At 71.5% G+C, this 18,470-nt stretch carries 8 protein-coding genes; 7 read left to right on the forward strand and 1 reads right to left on the reverse strand.

The genetic code is table 11. The features are described 5' to 3' along the window. From ABD912_RS14005 to ABD912_RS14035, 7 genes are all read left to right on the forward strand, one after another. Positions 1–378, forward strand: coding sequence for a GPW/gp25 family protein (locus ABD912_RS14005; protein WP_345151631.1), 378 nt, complete (start codon positions 1–3; stop codon positions 376–378). Further along, positions 378–2,939, forward strand: coding sequence for a baseplate J/gp47 family protein (locus ABD912_RS14010; RefSeq protein WP_345151633.1), 2,562 nt, complete (start codon positions 378–380; stop codon positions 2,937–2,939). Before ABD912_RS14005 ends, ABD912_RS14010 begins: the two co-directional genes overlap by 1 nt. A gap of 1 nt (position 2,940) precedes the next feature. Next, complete coding sequence (locus tag ABD912_RS14015; RefSeq protein WP_345151635.1) at positions 2,941–5,319, forward strand: baseplate J/gp47 family protein; 2,379 nt, start codon at positions 2,941–2,943, stop codon at positions 5,317–5,319. Between the two features lies 1 nt (position 5,320). After that, on the forward strand, positions 5,321–7,558 hold the full coding sequence (locus ABD912_RS14020) for a hypothetical protein (protein WP_345151638.1): 2,238 nt from the start codon (positions 5,321–5,323) through the stop codon (positions 7,556–7,558). A gap of 10 nt (positions 7,559–7,568) precedes the next feature. Further along, entirely contained in the window at positions 7,569–11,027 is a 3,459-nt protein-coding gene (locus ABD912_RS14025) for a hypothetical protein (RefSeq protein ID WP_345151640.1), read from the forward strand. A gap of 75 nt (positions 11,028–11,102) precedes the next feature. After that, entirely contained in the window at positions 11,103–12,089 is a 987-nt protein-coding gene (locus tag ABD912_RS14030; protein ID WP_345151641.1) for a hypothetical protein, read from the forward strand. Positions 12,090–12,095: 6 nt separating this feature from the next. Further along, positions 12,096–15,755 carry an eCIS core domain-containing protein gene (locus tag ABD912_RS14035; RefSeq protein WP_345151642.1) on the forward strand — a complete coding sequence of 1,220 codons (3,660 nt, stop codon included), beginning with the start codon at positions 12,096–12,098 and terminating at the stop codon, positions 15,753–15,755. Positions 15,756–15,917: 162 nt separating this feature from the next. On the opposite strand, the gene ABD912_RS14040 is transcribed toward ABD912_RS14035, so the two are convergent. After that, positions 15,918–18,452: a DEAD/DEAH box helicase gene (locus ABD912_RS14040; RefSeq protein WP_345151645.1), complete on the reverse strand. Its 2,535-nt coding sequence runs from the start codon at positions 18,450–18,452 to the stop codon at positions 15,918–15,920. Positions 18,453–18,470: the final 18 nt, after the last annotated feature.

The raw sequence follows: 18,470 nt of genomic DNA on the forward strand, positions 1-18,470 counted from the left end.
ATGGTGGCTCCGGTCCGACACCTGCGCTTCCCCTTCGGGATCGCGCTCACCGGCGGCACGGTGGCCGAGGAACCGGACTACGACGCGTACGTGCGGCAGCTCATCCGGCAGGTCCTGCTCACGGCGCGGGGGGAGCGGGTCTGCCGCCCGGACTTCGGGGCGGGGCTGCGGCGCCAGGTGTTCGCCCCCCTGAACGACACGTCCGCCGCCCTCACTCGCACCCTGGTGTACGAGGCGCTGGCCACCTGGCTCGGTACGCTCATCCGGGTGGAGCAGGTGGCGGTGCGTGCCGAGGCCGAGACCCTGCGCGTCAGCGTCGAGTACCTGGTCATCGCGCGCGGCGAGCGGCGCCTGCTCGACGAGGACGTGGTGCTCTGATGGCGGGCCGCGAGAGCAGGCTGGGGGTGCTGTGCGGGCAGGCGCCGCGCGTCCTCACCGGCATCGACTTCGTGCAGGTCGTGAACCCCGCGGTGCAGACCAGGCTGCGCGTCTTCTTCCTCATCGAGCCCGACGACGTGACGCCGGTGCTGGCCACGCCGGCGGACCTCGCCAACGCCACGAACGGCGCCGCCAACGTCAGGGTGTCGATCACTCCGCTCCGCGCCGGCTCCGGCCCTGTCACGGTGACGAGCAAGAACTGGCGCCGCGTCACGCTCGACAGCCTCACCCGGGTCTGCCTGGAGGTCATGGTGGAGGAGCCCGGCGGCTTCGAGCCCTACCGTCTGGCACTGACCCACGTGCCGCCGGCCACCCGGCCCAACCAGCTCGACCCGTTCTCCTCCAGCGTCGCCTTCGACTTCAAGCAGGCGTGCGAGACAGGGTTCGACTGCGAGCACGAGCGCGGCTGCCCGCACGACCCCGGGGTCGACTTCCCCGTGGACTACCTCGCGCGCGACTTCGGCAGCCTACGCCGCGCCCTGCTCGACTTCGCCGCCCAGCGCCACCCGGACTGGCGCGAGCCGATCGCGGCGGACCTCGGCGTGATGATGCTGGAGATCATGGCGGCCCTCGGAGACGAGTTCGCCTACGCCCAGGACCGCAGCGACGCGGAAACCCGGTTCGGCAGCGCCACCCAGCGGGTGAGCCTGTTCGCCCACGCACGGCTGGTGGAATACCCGCCCGAGGTCGGCCACCCGGCCGGTGGCGAGGTCGTGGTCACGGCGTCCGCGGCCGGCACCGTGCCCGCGGACGCGGTGGTGCATGCGGCCGGCCGCTCGCTCGCCGTCGTCCCCTTCAGTGTCGACGCGCCCGTGTGGGTGCATCCGTTCTGGAACAGCCTGCCGGTGCACAGCCCGGACCCGGAGCAGGACTGCCTCCCGGCCGGGCAGACGGAGATCCTGCTTGCCGCGGGGTCGCCCGCGGCCGGCGCTCGGAACGGCCTCTCCCTGAGGGACTTCCTGATCGGGCGCCGCGCGATGGTGCTCTCGGACCCGGCGGACGCGTCTCGTCCTCGCCGCGCCTGGCCGGTGACGATCACGTCGGTGGACGAGCTCACCGACCCCCTCATCCTCACGGACCTGACTCCGACGCCCGTGCTTCGCCTGGGCTGGGCAGCGGCCTGGGCGACGCCGTTCGACCTGCCCCTCGACGGCCTGACGGTTTCCGTCAACCTCGCAGCGGTCACCGCGGGCGAACCCGTGACGGCATACGCGCGCGCGGGCGACGACGGCGACGTCGCTGCCGTCCTCGGCCTGCTGCCGCCGCCGGTCAAGGAGAAGGTGCTGCAGGTCCCGCGCCTCGTCGAGCGCCAGGGTCCGTACGCCGGCCCCGAGGGTACCGAGCGGACGGTCGTCGCGCGCGCGGGACTGGCCGCGACCGAGGCGACGTCGCTGCGCTTCGACGCCGACGGGGAGCCGCGCATCACCATCCACGAGGTGGCGACGCCGGTCAGCTTCCCCGACCCGTTGCCGGCAGGCCCCGACGAGGTGCTCGCCCTCTTCGAGGACGGCTTGGAATGGCCGTGGGTCCCCGGCCTGCTCGAGCTCAAGCTCGACTCCCTCGGGTTCACGGTCGAGCCCGGCATGTGGCGCACCGTGGAGACCCACCGGCTGCCGGCCGCGGACTTCCCCTTCCGCGACTACGCGACGAATGCCGGCTGGACCGTGAAGTTCGGGTTCGGGGACCTCGGCCGCGCACCGGCCGACGGGACGCTCCTGCGACTGCGCTACTACACCGACCCGGGGCTCGAAGGGAACGTCGCCAGCTTCGCCGTCGCACTGTCGTGGCCGTTGGGCCCCGATCCCGATCCGCAGCTGGCCGGCTTCGTCTCCGCGGTCACCAACCCGCTGCCGTTCGCCAACGCGCGCGCCGAGGAGACGGCCGGATCGGTCAGACTCAACGCTCCGCACCACTACCGCGCCCGGCCGCGGCGCGCGGTCCGGCCCGAGGACTACAGCTCCATCATCGAACTCCTCCCGTGGGTCCACCGCGCCCACTCCACCACGCGCTGGACGGGCAGCTGGCCGACCGACTTCGTGGCGGTCGACCCCGTCAACTCGGTGGCGGTCACCGAAGAGCAGCGGGCCGAACTGGCCACGGAAATCGACTGCATCAGGCTGGCCGCCAGGGACGCACGACCCGTCGACCCGGCCTACCGCGACATCGACGTGGAGGTCATCGTGTGCGTCGCCGCCGGCTTCTACGCGGGCGACGTCCTCGAGCGCGTCCGTGACGCGCTGGCGCCTCCGGGGTTCTTCGGCCCGGCGAACTTCAGCTTCGGTGATCCGCTGCGCCGTTCCGCGATCGAGGCGGCCGTCCAGGGCGTGCCCGGTGTGGCCCACGTCGACGCCATCAACGTGCGGGTGCACGGCGTCGGCGACTGGCGGCCCTTCGAGGAGGCCGCGATCCTCACCGACCCCGATGAGATCATTCGCCTGCAGGCCGACCCCGACCGCTCCACGCTCGGCCTGTTGCGGATCCGGGCCACGGGGGTGATGTGAGGTGAAATACGACCCGCCGACCTGCTGCCCGCCGGACGCCCACCCCCCGCGCACGGTGATCCAGCCCGGCCAGCGCACGCTCGCCACCCGGCAGGCCGCGATCTTCCCCCAGTGGCGCGCGGCCATGCTGGCCGCCATCGGAAAGCACAAGGAGCTCGCCGGCTGGACCGCTGACCGTGACGGCGACCTCGGCGTGATGCTGCTCGAGTTGTGGGCCTATGTCCTCGACGTTACGTCGTTCTACGACGCCCGCCTGGCCGAACGGGCCTACCTGCCCACCGCCCACGAGGCCGACACCATCGCCGAGATCGTGTCCCTGCTCGGCTACGAACCACGGCCCGCGCTCGCGGCCGCCGTCCAGCTCGCCCTGGAGGTCCGGGGGGCCGACCCGGTGCCCCTTGCCGGGCGAACCGGCTTCCGCAGCGAGGCCTTCGGCGGCGAACCGCCGCAGGTCTTCGAGGTGCTCGACCCCGCCGTCCTTTGGCCTCAGCGGAGCGCATGGAACCTCGCGCCCTACCGGCTGGACCGCTACGACGGCACGATGCGGTTCCGCCCGGGCGAGGGCCCGAACCGCGGCTCGGTCGTGGCCGTCACCGCCGGCGACGAGCCGGTGTTCGCCGGTGAGGTCGCGGCCGTGGAGGCCGAGAACCACCCGGACGGCGGCCGGTACCTGCGGGTCACGTTCGCCCCCGGCGCCGACCTCTCCCCGCTCAAGGTGGGCCTGGAGCTGTCGAAGCTGCGTCCCTCGGTGCTGGGCCTGCGGGCCCCCCTCTCCGGCATGGTCAAGAGCGGGAACGCCGTCACCGGCACGCCGGTCGGCAGCACCCTCCCCTCCGTCGCGACTGTCTCCGGCGTCAGCGCTGCCGGACAGGGATGGGTCGTCCTCGACGCGTTCTACCCCCAGCTCACCGGCGGCAGCGTCGCCGCGATCGAGCAGGCCGGGACGCTCAGGCCGGTGAAGATCACCAGCGCGGCACGGTTCGACCACGAGATCACGGTCGGTTCGGGCAGCGCCGCGGTGAAGCAGTCGTTCCCGACGTCGCTGGTGGTCTTCAACTACAGCGGGACCCTCAGCGGACGCGACCTGGTCCTCCACGCGCTGCCCCGGCCCCTCGGGCGGCTGGTCCGGCCGGCCGAGCCCCAGCGCGACCTCGCCGACATCAAGGTCCAGCCCGACCTGGTACCCCCCGTGGCCGCCTTGGGGGAGGCGCCGCCCGGCGGCGCCGCCCTCGCGGTGGGACAATCGAGCCGCGGGGCCCTGCTCCGGGGCACCGTCACCGCGGAGGCCGACGGCGCGGGCCGATTCGTCCCGTCGGAGGACAGCCCCGCCTTCGCGGCACGGCTGGCCACCCCGGTTCGCCTGCTCGGCAACGTCGTGACGGCCGTCCGCGGCGAAACCGTGGCCCGCGAGGTGCTGGGCTCGGGCGACGCCGCCCAGGCCGTCCAGGCGTTCACGCTGAAGAAGAAGCCGTTGACCTGGGTGAGTGACGCCTCGTCCGGCCTCGGCCGACGCCCGCAGCTCGACGTCGCGGTCGACGGCCGGTACTGGACGTGGGTCGAGACGTTGTACGGGACCGGTCCCGACGACCGCGTCTTCGTGGTGCGGATGGGCGCCGACGGGACCGCGACGGTCCAGTTCGGCGATGGAGCGACGGGCAGCCGGCTGCCGAGCGGCGTCGCGAACGTGGTCGTGAGCTACCGCTTTGGGGCGGGGGCCGCGAAGCCACCGCCCGGCGCCATCAAGCAGGCGGCCGCCGCGGTCCGTGACCTGACCCGGGTATGGTCCCCGCTGGCGCCGTACGGCGGGGCCGACGCAGAGCCGGCCGACGCCATCCGGGAGACCGCGCCGGCGGCCATGCTCAGCCTCGGGCGGGCGGTCTCCGCCGCGGACTACCTGGCGCTGGCTCGTGCGTTCAGCGGCGTCGTCAACGCCTCCGTCGCCGAGCGCTGGGACCCCGAGCGGCTGGGCGTCACGATCGACGTCGCGATCATCGCCGACTCCGGGGACCCGTCGCCCGAGCTGGCCGAGTACCTGCGGCAGCGGTCCGCGCCCGGTGTCCCGGTGACCGCCAGGCCGGCAACGGCGGTCGACGTACCCCGCTTCGACGTGGCGATCGCCGTCGCAGACGGCTACGTCGCAGAGGCAGTGCTGGCGCAGGTGGCCCGCGCGCTCCTCGACCCCGACCACGGGTTCCTCGCTCCCGCCCGGCTGCAGATCGGCCGGCCCGTCTTCCACAGCCAGGTCGTGGCGGCGGCGCACGCGGTCGGCGGCGTCGCCGGGGTCGTCGGCATCAGCCTGGTGTCCGGTCCGATGCCGGCCGCCATGGTGCCCGGAGCCGGGGCGTACTTCGACTTCCTGACCCACGGGACGGTGGTGTGAAATGGTCCAGGCGCGTGAGGCCCACGACGACTACGAGCGGCACTACGCCGAGAAGATCTGGGCCCTGATCCCCGAGATCTACCGGCACGAGGATGGCCTGGCAGGGCACCCCGGCCAGCTGCGGGCGCTTGTCGAAATCCTCGCCGAGCAGGCGGCGGTGGAACGGCGCAGCATCGACCGGGTCCTGGCCGACAGCCGCATCGACGAGGCCGACGACTGGGCCGTGGCCTACCTCGGGCAACTGCTCGGGACGCGCCTCCTGCACCGCCTGAACTCGGCGGGCCGCCGGAAGGACGTGGGGCACACCCTCGCCAACCGCCGCCGCGCCGGCACTCCGCGGCTGCTCGAGACCCTCGCGAAGGAGGTGGCCGACTGGGACGCCGTGGTCCAAGAGGCGTTCGTCCACCTGCTCCGCTACCCGCACGCCCTGGACAGGACGTTCCCGGCCGGTCCGGTCACCCACACGCCGCAGGGCGGTTTCCCGGACCTGCGGCGGGCCCGGATCGGCGACGTCGCCGGCGGGCCGTTCGAGGACCTCGCCTACCGGCCGGAGTTCCGGCCCGGGCGGGGGACGCGCGGCCGCTACAACATCCCCAAGGTCAACCTGGCCCTCTACCGCAAGTACGCCTTCCTGCTCGCGGACGTCACACCCTTCCGGCTTGATGCGACCCACTACGCGATCGACCCGTCGGGCCGCGGCCACGTCCCGCTGTTCCAGTCCGGAGACGTCACCCGGCGCGACTGCGAGAAGCCGGCCGAGTGGGACGTCCGCATGCCGATCACCTGCCGCCGCCTCAACGCGGTGCTCTACCGGCTGCCCATATCCCAGGCGAGCGGAGGACCGGGCTGGGGCGGCCTGGCCGGCCGGACCTTCGAATCCGCCGAGGCGCTGCGCGCGGCGGCGGCCGCCGCGGGTTCCGGGAACCTGCCGGCCCTTCTCGCCGCGGCACTGGTCGCCGACACCCCCAAGGCGCGGCTGCTCGCCGACGCCGCCGGCCCGTCGATCAGCCTCGCGCTCGACGGCGGCACGCCGCTGCGACCGCACGCCGTGGCCGGTGCGGGCCTCGAGGTCTGGGCCGACGGCACCACCGTCGCCGCAGGCGTCGAGGTCCTCGTCGACCCGGCGCTCGGCCTCGTCGAACTCACCGACGCCGCGGGCCCGGTCCTGGAGGTGCGCCGGGCCCACTACGGCATCCTCTTCCCCGTCGGAGCCGGAACCCACGACCGCAGCAACCGGATCCCGGACGCCGGGCCCGCGCCCATCGCCACCACCTCGCCGGTGCTGTCCGCCGTTACCGGGGACCGGGTCTTCGGGGACAGCCGGACCTACACGCCGACGACGGCGGGCTCCAAGATGGACGTGACCGGGACCGCGCGGCTCTGGGCAGCCGACCGTGAACGGCCCTTCGTGCTGCTGCGCCCCGCCCCGAACGGGACATCGATCGAGGTCCGGGCCCAGGGCGCCGGAGCCTCCCTGGCGCTGAACGGCCTCTGGCTCGGCTCGCTGCTGCGCGGGACGGCCCAGGGCGGGCCGCTGTGCGAACTCCGGCTCACCGGCTCCTTCGACCGGATCCAGCTGAGCGACCTGACGCTCGACCCCGGCGGCACGCAGGCGGCCCTGGCCGGCCAGACGCCCAAGGCCATCCCGCACCTGCGCCTGGTCCTCGCCGGCCGGGTCGAGGACCTCGTCATTGACCGGTGCGTCCTCGGTTCGATCCACGAGGCGGCGGGCAGCACGGGCTCGTCCGTCGCGTGCACCGCGGCCCAGGTCGCGGTGACCGACTCCATCCTGCTGCCGCTCGGCGCCGATCCCGTGCTCTCGCTCGCCGGCGCGAAGGTGCGGATCGACCGGTCCACGGTGCTCGGCGACTGCCGTCTCGGCCGTGCCGACATCAATGACTCCATCATCGATGGCGTTCTCGAGGTGCAGGACGCCCAGAACAGCTGCCTGCGCTTCTCGATGGTGCGCAGCGGCGGCCGTACGCCCTCTCCGTACGAGTGCGTCGTGCTCCCCGGCGGGCTGCCGCTGGGGAGCTTCGAGTCGGTCCGCTTCGGGGACGCCGGCCTGGGCGTCCTGACCCCGACGTGCCCCGAGCAGGTGCGGGAGGGCGCGGAGGGCGGCACCGAGATGGGCGTCTTCAACCGGGCGTTCGTATCGATCAAGCTAGCCGACCTGTCCGCCAAGGTCGCCGAGTTCGCACCCGTCCAAGCCGTCGTCCAGCTGATCGTCCAGACGTGAAGGAAGCGCCATGACCGCCGATGTCTCCCGCAGCTTCGCAGACCGCGACAAGCTGTTCCACGCCGTCGTCCGCCAGCAGGGGCGGCTGCCCACCGACGCGGAGGAGACCCACTCCGCCGAGTTGGGTGACTGGACGCACGACTCCGAGTTCGTCGAGACGATCACGCCGCTGGGCACGCCGGACGACGGCTTCAAGATCGTCGTGCCCACCGGGGTCGACGACGGCTTCGCCATCCTGCCCGGCAGCTACTACCTGGGCGGAGCCCGGGTGGAGAACCCCGGGCGGCTCGCGTACGCCGACCAGGTCGACGGCAACTGGCTCACCCAGGACGAGCCGGTGGGCCGCGGAAGCCGGGTGCTGGTTTGGCTGGAGGTCGAGGAGCGCGTCGTCACCGGGGTCCAGGACGCCGAACTGCTGGAGCCGGCCCTGCGGGGGGCGGACGGGTCCGGCCGTACCCGCCTGTGCTGGCGGGTGCGTCAGGCGCCGACCACGTGGGACGACTGCGGCAAAGCCCTGGCCGAGGTACTGGCGCCCGAGGCCGCCGACGCGCTCGATCCGCTGACCGGTGCGATCGCGTCCCCGGGAACACTGACGATCGGCTTCGACGACACCGATGCCGACCTCGACCTCTGCAAGCCCGCGGTCGAGCCGGGGTACCTCGGCAACCGCAACAACTGCTACCGGATCAAGCGCACCCGCCCCGGCTTCTTCGTGTGGGGCGAGGACAACGCGGCCCAGCTCTACCGGGTCACCGTCGGCGCGGACAAGCGCACCATCCGGTTCCTCACCGAGCCGCGTGACGAGTACCTGCGCCCCCGCCCCGGCCAGACCGTTGAACTGCTGCGCGGCGACGTCCTGTTGCCCAATTACGAACGGATCGCCGAGCTCGACGGAGACTACTTCCGGGTGACGGGCGGCTACCAGGACGGGTCGATCCAGGTCGGGTCCGACGTCAAACCCTCCTGGCTCACCTGGCTGGCCACCTCGCCCCTCGACCCGGCGGCACCGGCGGGCACCAAGCGGCACCTCTACGTGCGGGTCTGGACCGGGGGCGGGGTCGGTGCCGACCCCGCCGTGCCCTTCACCATCGGCACCGGGCGCACCCTGGTCGGCACCGGGCTCACCGTCACCTTCGACGGCGCCACCCTGCCGGGTGACGGCTGGACCGTCTCCGCACGTCCCGACGCTCCGGCGCGGGTGCTGCCGTGGGCCCTGCGGGAGGGGATGCGGGCGCACGGGCCGCGCAGGCACGTGGCCGCACTGGCGATCGTCGACCTGAAGACCGGCGACGTGCACGACTGCCGGGAGCGGTTCCGGCCGCTGCACAAGATCCGAACGTGCTGCACGATCACCGTCGGTCCTCCCGGGACCCACGTCGGTGACGTGGACTCGATCGCCGATGCGCTGGCACTCGTGCCGCCCGAGGGCGGCACGGTGTGCCTGCTAGCGGGTAGGCACCCAGCCAACGTGGTGGTCGACGGCCGGCGCGACCTCCGGTTCACCGGCTGCCCGGGCAAAACCACCTGGGTGCCCAAGGATCCCGACGAGCCGTTGGTCTGCGTGATCGACACGATGGGCATCGGCTTCTCCGACATCGTCTTCGAATCCGGTACGGCGCCAGCCATCGTGGCCGGTCGCCGGGACCCGTCCGATGACGTGGTCGAGCACGGCGGGCTGCTCGTGCAGGACTGCGTCTTCGTCGCGCCTGCGGGGTGCGCCGTTCTGGCGCGTTCCATGGAGGGTACGACCCTCCTGCGGTGCCGGGTGCTGGCGGGCCCGTTCCCGGAGGCCACCCGGCTCCAGGACTTTGAGAGCCTGCCGGCGGTCTTCCTGCAGGGAAAGGGCCTCGTCGTGGAGCGCTGCGAGGTCCGTGCCCGGCGCGAGCAGGGGATGGTCCCCGGGCGGCTGGTCCTGGGCGGCGTCCAGATCGGCGGAGGCTCACTGGGCGTAACCATCCGTGACTGCCTTATCGAGGACGGCGCCGGCATCGGCATTACGCTCGGATCCATCATGTTCTTGAAAGTCGGCCGAGCCAGGCTCGAGAGGGAGGGCGACATCGTCCTGGTGGAAGCGGTCAAGGCCCACGCCTCGAGCGACGCCGGCTCGGTGAAGCATGGCTGGCAGGACATGCTCCAGGGCTTCCGCCACGTCACCGGCGAGGCGGGGTGCATCGGCGTCGAGCCGGTGGACCCGGACCCCACCGGCGGCGGCGAAGAGGTGGAAGTGCCCGTCTCGGAGGGGATGGTCGAGGACGTCGAGATCCTGCACAACCGGGTCCTCGGGATGGGCAGCAGCGGCATCGCGACGTACCCGCTCGGACTGTTGCCTGACCGTCCGATCGGCGACGCCGTCACCGTCAGCCGCCTGCTCATCGCCGACAACCTGGTCGCCGACAACCTCCAGTTCGAGGTCAACGTCGACGACAAGCTCCTGCGGGCCTTTTTTCCGGTTGGCGGGATCGCGCTCGCCGTCGCGCTCGACTGCGTGTTGCGCGGCAACGAGATCCTGCGCAACGGCAGCGAATTCGGCGGCGGGACGTGCGGGATCGGGATCGTGTACGGCGAGGACGTCCGGGTCGCGGACAACCGGATCGAGGACAATGGCCGGTTCGATGCCGAGCGTGTGGTGGCCGGACCCAACGCAGGGGTCCACCTGTCGGCCGTGAAGGCCGGCATCGGCGCCGAGGGCGCCGGCGCGATGGCCGGCAGCGACACCCCGGCGCTGACGATGCACGGCAACATCGTCAGCCAGCCTGCGGGTCGGGCCCTCCGGGCGTTGGCCCTGGGGCCGGTCATGGTGAACGACAACCGGCTGGTCGGGGGCAACCGGAGCCGGCTGTTCGCGGCGCTGCAGAGCGCAGCGACACACCTGCAGTACGCCCAGGGAATCCGCACGTCGGGGTCCGGTTTCGACCTGAGCCGGGTCGAGCTGATCCTCGACCTTCTCGGTGGCGACGCGGTCAACCTGGTGAACCTGGCGGTCGCCACCGACCTGGCGCTGATCCAGAAGGACGCGAGCGGTCGTGGCATGGGGCTGGCGGAGATCTTTGCCCAGGTGGTGAGTCCCTCCACGTCCGTCACCCACCTGCCGGCAACGAACGCGGCGTTCCAGTTCCGATGCGGCGGGCCCACGATGTTCCACGACAACCAGGTGAGCCTGCACCGGCCGCTCCCCGACGGACCGCCCATGACGCTGTCGGCGATCTTCATCGGGTCATCCGACGACGTCGGCTTCGCCGACAACCAGTTCGGCATCGAGCCCGACAGCCGCTTCGCCGTCATCGATGCCCTCATTCTGGGTGTCACGGTGCGGATCACCGGGAACCGCGGGCAGGAGGCCGTGCCGACGGTCCTGTCGGTGGCCAGCCTCGCCCGGGTGTGGAACTCCGCGGCCCTGAACCAGACGACCCGGCCCATCCATGCAGTCGGACTGGTTGGCTCTCAGGTACAGCTCAACCTGAACGCGTAGCGTAGTAACGAGAGGGGGAGGACGCCGATGAGGGAGAACAACGAAACCCTCGCTGCCTTGCGGAAGTTGCAGGGCATGATACCGGAGCCGCAGGAGGCCCACGGCCTGGTGATGCTGCTCGGCAACGGGCTGGGGGAGGCGATGGCCGGGATGCGGTCCCGGCAGGCGAGGCTGGAGCTCGCCCGGGCCGAGGCCCGCGGATCGCCGTCCGTGGCGGCCCGCCGCGCCGAGGCCGAGGCGAGTGACGCCGCCGTGCGCGTCGCGCAGGCCGAGGTGCGTCGGCTGAGGGTTACCGAACCCCGGGCCGGCAAAGGCACCGTAGGCGTCTATGGACACGTGCTCGACGACGGCGATCCGGTCGTCGGGGCCGTGGTGGCCCTGGTCGGCGACGACGAGGCGCTCGTCTGCATCGACACCGACAAGGCGGGCAGCTTCGCCCTGACCGTCGACTCCGAGCGGGCGCTCGGCCTGAGGGTCAGCATCGGCGAGAGGGTCGTTCACCGCGACGAGGAGGCGACGATCGCGCCGGGACCGCTGGCGACGTACCGCCTCGTTGAGCTGGGCGAGTCGACGCCCCAGGCGCCGACCCAGCACGCGTGCGGCGGTGACGAACAGCCGGAGCACTCGGGACCCCTGCCGAAGCCGGGAGGCTCGCTGACCCAGGTCCTCAAGAAACTCAGGGCGAGCGGCGTGCCGGTCGCCAAGGTCTGGCTGTACGCCTCCGACGACTCGACACCGAAGGTCACCAAAATCCGGGAGGTCGACGGTGGCGTCGGCCTGAACGTGCAGGGTCGGCTGACGGACGCCGGCCGGTTGTCGGTGGTCGCCTCCGTGCTCGCCCACCAGCCCGAAGCGGAGCGGGCCGGCGTGGGGAGTTCCTCTGCGGCCGCCGCGTTGCTGAAGGCCGGCCGCGTCACGCGGTGGAGTGAGGCAGAGCGGGTGTCCCGGCTGAAGCCGGCGGACGTGGCGGAGCGTTTCGGTCTCGACCGCGCCCAGGCTGACGCCCTCTCCTCGGCTCTCGCCACCACGATGGCGACGATCGAGATCGTGGAGGAGGGATAGCCCGCCATGCCCGCCGCCAAGCCGGTCAGCCCGGCCAAGGCCGCACCGAAGAAGAAGCCGGCCGAGAAGAAGCCGATCCAAAAAAAGCTCGCGGTCGGCGCTTCCAACGACCGCTTCGAGCGCGAGGCCGACACCGTGGCCCGCCAGGCGATCGGCCGCGGTGAGGGGGCGGCGTACATCCCTCCTTCGATCACCGCGCTGGGAGCGCAGTGCGCGCCCCTCCCGCCGGCGACGAAGGAGAAGCCCGAGGACTTGGCGTCCAAGCGGGCGCGACCCGCCCAGCGCAAGCCGGCGTCCTCGCTGCCGCGGGTCGACGACGACAAGCGGCCGGGCAAGCGCGCCCAACGCGACGCAACGGGCAGCGGCGGCGTGGGCGTCGCGCCGGCAGGGGTGGAGAGCTCGATCGGCCGGATGCAGGCGAGCGGCGGGCAGGCTCTCGACGGCGGTGCGAGGAGCCTGATGGAGAGCCGCCTCGGCCATGACTTCTCCGGCGTGCGGGTGCATCACGACGGCGGCGCGGCCAGCGCGGCCCAGGCCCTGCATGCGCGGGCGTTCACCGTCGGGCGGGACGTATTCTTCAATGCCGGAGAGTACCGCCCGCACACCCCGTCGGGCCGAGAGCTGATCGCCCACGAACTGACCCATACGGTGCAGCAGGCCGGTACCGGCGGCACGGCACGGACCAAGGTGCAGCGGACGACCACTCCGGGCACCGGCACGACCTCGCCGAAGCAGGAGGAGCAGCAGGACCAGTCGACGGCGCTGACGGCGACGAAGTTCGCCTCCACCAAGCTGCCGGGGGGTGCCATCGAGACCACCGATGTCGGGAACGCCCTGGGCACGATCACCCTCCCGGTGCTGGCCCTCCCGGCCATCGCGGGTGCCCTCAAGGGCACCGCCGGCGGGGACGTAACACCTGTCACGACCGATGGCCGGGAGCCTCCTGCCATCGGTCAGCCGTACACGCTGGGCCCGGTCGACGAGCGAGGCGGCAGCAAGGCGTTCGAGGTCTGGGAGAGCCACGCGCGCACCAAGTTCAAGACCGGCGTGCGCACCAGGCTGGACAAGATGCTCGCCGGCACGCCGAACGTGCCCCAGCTCCCAGGTGGCGCCGGCGGCCAGCCGATCTACTATCTGCAGTTCAAGAACAGCAACCAGCACGTGTTCATCGGCACCCTGAACGAGCTGGCCGACCAGAGCGCCCTCCTCAGGCCGCAGTGGAGCCCGAGCGGGGCCCCCGTGTCGGGCCGCGACGCCGGGTTGCAGGCCGACCACTTCCTCGAGCTGCAGATCGGCGGTAAGGACGCCGGGGACAACATGTGGCTGCTCCGGGGCGCCTACAACCAGCTCGTTGGCAGCAAGCTGAAGGCCAACATCAACCGCGATCTCAAGACCCTCATCGACGAGGTCCAGGACTACAAGAGCATCCCCGACACCGAGAAGCCGACGAACGTGACCAAGACAAAGCGCGGCTGGATCCTCCGCTTCAGCACGGTGATGGCGGGAACCGGTTTCGGAAACACCACGACCGTCTTCTGGACACCGAAACAGATCGAAGAGGGGATCCACCTCGACCACCTCAAATTCATGACCGAGCCCGACCTGGTCGCCGCCAATCTGCGCCTCTCCGACAGCGGAGCACGGCCGCCCCGGCTGCGGGTCTTCCCGACGCCCGCGGGCGGGAAGATGACGAACGTCGAGCTCAATTCCGAGGGCAATGTCGAGGGTGCCAACTGGCTGTTCCCCAACCTATGGGTCGTCGGCGGCAGATACTTCGACGCCGCCACCAACGAGGGCCAGACCAAGCTGGCTACGCTCACCGTGACGATGAACAAGCAGCGGCCAGATACATCCAACCCGCTCGGCCCGATGACCAAGCCCATCGACGTGCTGCGCGATCCGCGGTTCGGCATCGCTGGTGTGGTCTCCCGCGAATCATTGAAAGCGGCGTTCGGCACGCTGAACTTCTCGGGGCTGAGCCCGCTGACGTTCGCGGATCTCGGGCTAAACGCCGAGGGGGTGCCGGTCGGGACGGGCAGCATCCTGTCGTCCAAGGCGTTGATCCCCGGACTGAACGTCCCGCTCGTGCTGTACGGCGACCGCGTCATGATCAGCTTCCCGGTGCCGACCGAGAACCTCAACCTGGGGCCGCTCACGGTCAGCGAGGCCGCGCTTTCGCTGGGCGTCGGCGCCCAAGGGCTGTTCATCGAGGGGTACGCCGGATTCCTGGTCAACGGCCTCGGCTCGGGATCGGTAACGGCCGAGATGGACCGCGCCGGTCCGCGGCTCGCTGGCGCGTTCAGCTTCGACACCGACTTCTTCACCCCCGCCGAGGTCACCGCGACGTACGACCTGGCCACCGACACCCTGACCGCCGGCGGGACGCTTCGGGTAGACAAGGGCAAGATCCCCGGCGTCGACTCGGGCACCGTGACCGTGCTCGTCTCGCGGGACCGGCTCGACTTCAACGGCACCATCAACATGGCCGCGCCCCTGGCCGGCACGGTGCTCACCGTCGCCTACACCCCCGACCAGGGGCTGCGCATCGGCGCCGACAACATCCGGCTGCCGTTCGCGAACCTGCCGGCGGTCCGGAACGCGACAATGTCGCTGGCCGCGACCAGGAGTCCCGAGGGCGGCTGGAGCTTCGGGGGCACCGGCCAGGCGACGCTCGCCGTCCCCGGAGCAACCGGCACCATCGACCTGCGCTACCTCGACGGCCGGATCACCATGACCGCCGCGGGTCAGGTCGCCAAGGGCCCCGCGAACGGCACCATCAACTTCACCGCCACCAACGCTCCGGTCGACGAAAACGGCAACCCGGTCGACGGTCCGCCGACCGGCACGATCCGGGCCTGGGGCCGGGGAAGCGTGACCATCCGGTTCGGCAACATCCTGCAGGGCACCGCAGGCGTCGAGCTCACGCCAGACAACCGGGTTATCCTCAGCGGCACCATCGCCCTCCCGCCCGAGTTCGAGGTGTTCCCCCGGCGGGACTACAGCAAGGACCTGCTCCACCTCGAGCCCCCCGAGTTCCCCATCTGGGGCGTCTCGGTCGCGGGTGTCGGTGTCGGCGTGTTCGCGTTCGTCGACGCCCGCATCGCCTTCGAAGCGTACGTCGGAGCCGGCCTCATCCGCGGCGCCGCCATCACCGCCGAGCTGGACCTCGACCGCCCCGAGCTCGCCACCGTGCACGGCCAGGGCGAGTTCTTCCTCCCGGTGTACGCCGGCCTCACCCTCGACGTCGGCGGCGGCCTCCGCGCCCGCGCCGCGGTCGCCTACGCCCAGGGCCGCGTCGGCCTCCGGGGCACCCTTGGCATCCAGGCCGACACCTCCGCCGGCCTCGAGGTCGACTGGAGCCCGACGGCCGGCCTCGCCCTCGAGACCCGGGTCGCGGCCAATGTCCGCCCCAAGTTCCGGCTCGCCGCCAACGCGTCGGTGACCATCGGCGTCGACCTCCGCGTCACCGAAGTCTCCCACACGTTCGGCCCCTGGCAGCGCACCCTCGGCGAGTTCGGCCCCGGCGTGGAGCTCGGCGTCGAGATCCCCGTCCGCTGGTCCGAGGCCAAGGGACTTGACCTCAGCCTGGACAACATCATCGTCCGCCAACCCACGCTCGATGCCGGCGGCCTGATAACCAGCGTCTTCGACCAGTTGGCTGGCTGATCCGGGCTGGGAGCTCGGGCGTTGCCGCTTCGGCTGAGGCGGGGGCGCCGCTCAGTTGCGGGTCGGTGTGGTTCGCCGACGCTGGCGGCGCGAAGCTCATCGAGATCGATCAGCGCGACGTACCCGCGTCAAGACGGACGGACCACCCTTGGGAGATGCGCCCTAGTCCAGGCGTCCGACGCGGGTCACGGTGACCACCGCGGAGCCGGCCTCGTCGGAGGCGGCCAGGTCGACGGTCGCGTCGATGCCCCAGTCGTTGTTGCCGGCCGGGTCCTTGAAGATCTGGCGCACCTTCCAGGCCTCGCGGCCGGGGGTGATGAGCAGGTACTGGGGGCCGCGGCCGCCGGGGCCGTCGTCGATGTCCCCGTGCTCCTCGAAGTAGGCGTCCATGGTGTCGGCCCAGGCATCGGCGTCGAACCCCGCGGCCCCGTCCAGGGCGCCGAGCTCCTCGTCCTTCTCGTCGGCGAACAGCTGCACGCGGCGGAACATCTCGTTGCGGACCATCACGCGGAAGGCGCGCTCGTTGGAGGTGAGCCGGTCCGGGGCCGGGGGCAGGATGTCCTCGGCCGGGTTCTCCGGGACGGCGCCGGAGGCCAGCTGCTCCCACTCGTCGAGCAGGCTGGAGTCGATCTGGCGGACCAGTTCCCCCAGCCAGGCGATCAGGTCGGCCAGGTCCTCGCGCAGCGCGTCCTGCGGCACGGTCTGGTTCAGCGCCTTGTACGCGTCGGTGAGGTAGCGCAGCAGGATGCCCTCGGAGCGGGCCAGCGAATAGAACTGGATGTATTCGCCAAAGCTCATGGCGCGTTCGTACAGGTCCCGGACCACGGACTTGGGCGCCAGTTCGAAGTCGCCCAGCCACGGGGCGCCGCGCCGGTAGGTCTCGAAGGCCTCCCCGAGCATCTCGGCCAGCGGCTGGGCGTAGGTGACCTCCTCCAGGGCGGCCATGCGGGCGTCGTAGTCCAGGCCCTCGGACTTCATCGCGGCCACCGCCTCGCCGCGGGCCTTTTTCTCCTGCGCGTTGAGGACCTGGCGCGGCTTCTCCAGCGTCGCCTCGATCACGGAGACCACGTCCAGGGCGTAGGAGGGCGCCTCCTTGTCCAGCAGTTCCAGCGCCGCCAGCGCGAACGGGGACAGCGGCTGGTTCAGCGCGAAGTTCTGCTGCAGGTGCACCGTCAGGGCCAGCCGGTTGCCGTACGCGTCCGGCTTCTCCAGGCGCTCCACCACCCCGGTGGCGAGCAGTTCGCGCAGGATGCCCAGGGCGCGGCGCTGCAGGGCGCGCTGGCGGGTCGGGGGCTCGTGGTTCTCGGTGAGCAGGCGGCGGGCCGCGGCGAACGCGTCGCCGGGGCGTTCCAGCAGGTTCAGCAGCATCGCGTGGGTGACGGTGAAGGAGGAGGACAGCGGATCCGGGACGGACTCGACCATCTTTTCGAACGTCTTTTCGCCCCAGGTGACGAATCCCTGCGGCGGCTTCTTCTTCACCACCTGGCGCAGCTTGCGCTGGTCGTCGCCGAACTTGGCGACCGCCTTGTCCATGGACTTCTTGTTTTCGATCGCGTGCTCGGGGGCCTGCACCACGACGGTGCCTGCCGTGTCGAACCCGGCCCGCCCGGCGCGGCCGGCGATCTGGTGGAACTCGCGGGCGTTGAGCAGGCGGGTGCGCACGCCGTCGTACTTGCTCAGTGCGGTGAGCAGCACGGTGCGGATCGGCACGTTGATGCCCACGCCCAGGGTGTCGGTGCCGCAGATGACCTTCAGCAGCCCCGCCTGCGCCAGCTGCTCGACCAGGCGCCGGTACTTGGGCAGCATGCCCGCGTGGTGCACGCCGATGCCGTGGCGCACCAGTCGGTTCAGCGTCTTGCCGAAGCCCGCGGAGAAGCGGAACCCGGCGATGAGTTCGCCGATGCGGTCCTTCTCCTCGCGGGTGCACACGTTGATGCTCATCAGGTTCTGCGCGCGCTCGATCGCTTCCAGCTGGGAGAAGTGCACCACGTAGACGGGGGTCTGCCGGGTGGAGAGCAGCTCCTCGATGGCCTCCTGGACCGGGTCCTGCGAGTAGTAGTAGTGCAGCGGGATGGGCCGCTCGGCATGGGCCACGGTGGCGGTGTGCCGGCCGGTGCGCAGCGTGAGTTCGTCCTCGAAGCGGGACACGTCGCCCAGGGTGGCGGACATCAGCAGGAACTGCGCCTGCGGCAGCTCCAGCAGCGGCACCTGCCAGGCCCAGCCGCGCTGCGGATCGGAGTAGAAGTGGAACTCGTCCATGATGACGGTGGCCACGTCCGCCTCCCGGCCCTCGCGCAGCGCGATGTTCGCCAGGATCTCCGCGGTGCAGCAGATGATCGGCGCGTCGGCGTTCACGGAGGAATCCCCGGTGACCATGCCCACGTTCTCGGCCCCGAAGATCCCGCACAGGTCGAAGAACTTCTCCGAGACCAGCGCCTTGATCGGGGCCGTGTAGAAGCTCACCTCGCCGCGGGCCAGCGCATGGAAGTGGGCGGCCACCGCCACCAGCGACTTCCCGGACCCGGTGGGGGTGGCCAGGATGACGTTGTTGCCCTGCACCAGTTCCATGACCGCCTCGTCCTGGGCGGGGTACAGGCCGATGCCCCGGTCCTCCACCCATTCGAGGAAGGCGGCGTAGGTCGATTCGGGGGTGGTGCCGCGGGGAGCGGTGGAAGGGATCAGCTCGGTGAGTTTCATGGTCTTCCCACCCTATAG

Origin of the sequence: Arthrobacter ginkgonis, assembly GCF_039540195.1 — a bacterium.
Classification (GTDB): domain Bacteria; phylum Actinomycetota; class Actinomycetes; order Actinomycetales; family Micrococcaceae; genus Zafaria; species Zafaria ginkgonis.